The organism is Streptomyces sp. CLV115 (assembly GCF_038448545.1).
Lineage (GTDB): Bacteria > Actinomycetota > Actinomycetes > Streptomycetales > Streptomycetaceae > Streptomyces > Streptomyces sanglieri.
In genome coordinates this window covers 1-2,721 of sequence record NZ_JBCEWQ010000322.1, presented here as the reverse complement: position 1 = coordinate 2,721, position 2,721 = coordinate 1, and the positions used below count along the sequence as shown (strand labels likewise).

General features: G+C 55.9%; 2 rRNA genes. Both read right to left on the bottom strand.

Annotated features, from left to right (window positions below):
• Nucleotides 1–52: 52 nt before the first annotated feature.
• Nucleotides 53–169, bottom strand: a 5S ribosomal RNA gene (gene rrf, locus AADR41_RS41810).
• Between the two features lie 78 nt (nucleotides 170–247).
• Nucleotides 248–2,721 (bottom strand): 23S ribosomal RNA (locus AADR41_RS41805); the annotation flags it as partial.

The window sequence follows — 2,721 nt, the reverse complement described above, 5'->3', positions numbered from 1 at the left end:
AACGCAGAAAAGCCCCGTGTCCACAAGGACACGGGGCTTTCCCGTAAAAGGAGTTCGGCGGCGTCCTACTCTCCCACAGGGTCCCCCCTGCAGTACCATCGGCGCTGAAAGGCTTAGCTTCCGGGTTCGGAATGTAACCGGGCGTTTCCCTAACGCAATGACCACCGAAACACTATGAAATTAACCAACACCGGAAAAAACACGGCCGTTCGTTATTTCAGAACAAACACAGTGGACGCGAGCAACTGAGGACAAGCCCTCGGCCTATTAGTACCAGTCAGCTCCACCCGTTACCGGGCTTCCACATCTGGCCTATCAACCCAGTCGTCTACTGGGAGCCTTAACCAATCAAGTTGGTGGGAATACTCATCTCGAAGCAGGCTTCCCGCTTAGATGCTTTCAGCGGTTATCCTTTCCGAACGTAGCCAACCAGCCATGCCCTTGGCAGAACAACTGGCACACCAGAGGTTCGTCCGTCCCGGTCCTCTCGTACTAGGGACAGCCCTTCTCAATATTCCTACGCGCACAGCGGATAGGGACCGAACTGTCTCACGACGTTCTAAACCCAGCTCGCGTACCGCTTTAATGGGCGAACAGCCCAACCCTTGGGACCGACTCCAGCCCCAGGATGCGACGAGCCGACATCGAGGTGCCAAACCATCCCGTCGATATGGACTCTTGGGGAAGATCAGCCTGTTATCCCCGGGGTACCTTTTATCCGTTGAGCGACAGCGCTTCCACAAGCCACTGCCGGATCACTAGTCCCGACTTTCGTCCCTGCTCGACCCGTCGGTCTCACAGTCAAGCTCCCTTGTGCACTTACACTCAACACCTGATTGCCAACCAGGCTGAGGGAACCTTTGGGCGCCTCCGTTACTCTTTAGGAGGCAACCGCCCCAGTTAAACTACCCATCAGACACTGTCCCTGATCCGGATCACGGACCCAGGTTAGACATCCAGCACGACCAGAGTGGTATTTCAACGACGACTCCACAACCACTGGCGTGGCCGCTTCAAAGTCTCCCACCTATCCTACACAAGCCGAACCGAACACCAATATCAAACTGTAGTAAAGGTCCCGGGGTCTTTCCGTCCTGCTGCGCGAAACGAGCATCTTTACTCGTAGTGCAATTTCACCGGGCCTATGGTTGAGACAGTCGAGAAGTCGTTACGCCATTCGTGCAGGTCGGAACTTACCCGACAAGGAATTTCGCTACCTTAGGATGGTTATAGTTACCACCGCCGTTTACTGGCGCTTAAGTTCTCAGCTTCGCCAACCCGAAAGTCAGCTAACCGGTCCCCTTAACGTTCCAGCACCGGGCAGGCGTCAGTCCGTATACATCGCCTTACGGCTTCGCACGGACCTGTGTTTTTAGTAAACAGTCGCTTCTCGCTGGTCTCTGCGGCCACCCCCAGCTCATGGAGTAAATCCAATCACCAGTGATGGCCCCCCTTCTCCCGAAGTTACGGGGGCATTTTGCCGAGTTCCTTAACCATAGTTCACCCGAACGCCTCGGTATTCTCTACCTGACCACCTGAGTCGGTTTAGGGTACGGGCCGCCATGAAACTCGCTAGAGGCTTTTCTCGACAGCATAGGATCATCCACTTCACCACAATCGGCTCGGCATCAGGTCTCAGACTATGTGCACGACGGATTTACCTACCGTGCGTCCTACACCCTTACCCCGGGACTACCACCGCCCGGGCTGGACTACCTTCCTGCGTCACCCCATCGCTTACCTACTACCACCTTGGTTCATCGGCTCCACCACTACCCTCAACTCCGAAGAGATCGGGCCGGCTTCACGGACTTAGCATTAATGGGCTCAGTACTGGGCGTTTCAAAGCGGGTACCGGAATATCAACCGGTTGTCCATCGACTACGCCTGTCGGCCTCGCCTTAGGTCCCGACTTACCCTGGGCAGATCAGCTTGACCCAGGAACCCTTAGTCAATCGGCGCACACGTTTCTCACGTGTGTATCGCTACTCATGCCTGCATTCTCACTCGTGAACCGTCCACAACTCGCTTCCGCGGCTGCTTCACCCGGCACACGACGCTCCCCTACCCATCCACACAGGCGTTGGCCCTATATGTGTGAATGACACGACTTCGGCGGTACGCTTGAGCCCCGCTACATTGTCGGCGCGGAATCACTTGACCAGTGAGCTATTACGCACTCTTTCAAGGGTGGCTGCTTCTAAGCCAACCTCCTGGTTGTCTCTGCGACTCCACATCCTTTCCCACTTAGCGTACGCTTAGGGGCCTTAGTCGATGCTCTGGGCTGTTTCCCTCTCGACCATGGAGCTTATCCCCCACAGTCTCACTGCCGTGCTCTCACTTACCGGCATTCGGAGTTTGGCTAAGGTCAGTAACCCGGTAGGGCCCATCGCCTATCCAGTGCTCTACCTCCGGCAAGAAACACACGACGCTGCACCTAAATGCATTTCGGGGAGAACCAGCTATCACGGAGTTTGATTGGCCTTTCACCCCTAACCACAGGTCATCCCCCAGGTTTTCAACCCTGGTGGGTTCGGTCCTCCACGAAGTCTTACCTCCGCTTCAACCTGCCCATGGCTAGATCACTCCGCTTCGGGTCTTGAGCGTGCTACTGAAACGCCCTGTTCGGACTCGCTTTCGCTACGGCTTCCCCACACGGGTTAACCTCGCAACACACCGCAAACTCGCAGGCTCATTCTTCAAAAGGCACGCAGTCACGAC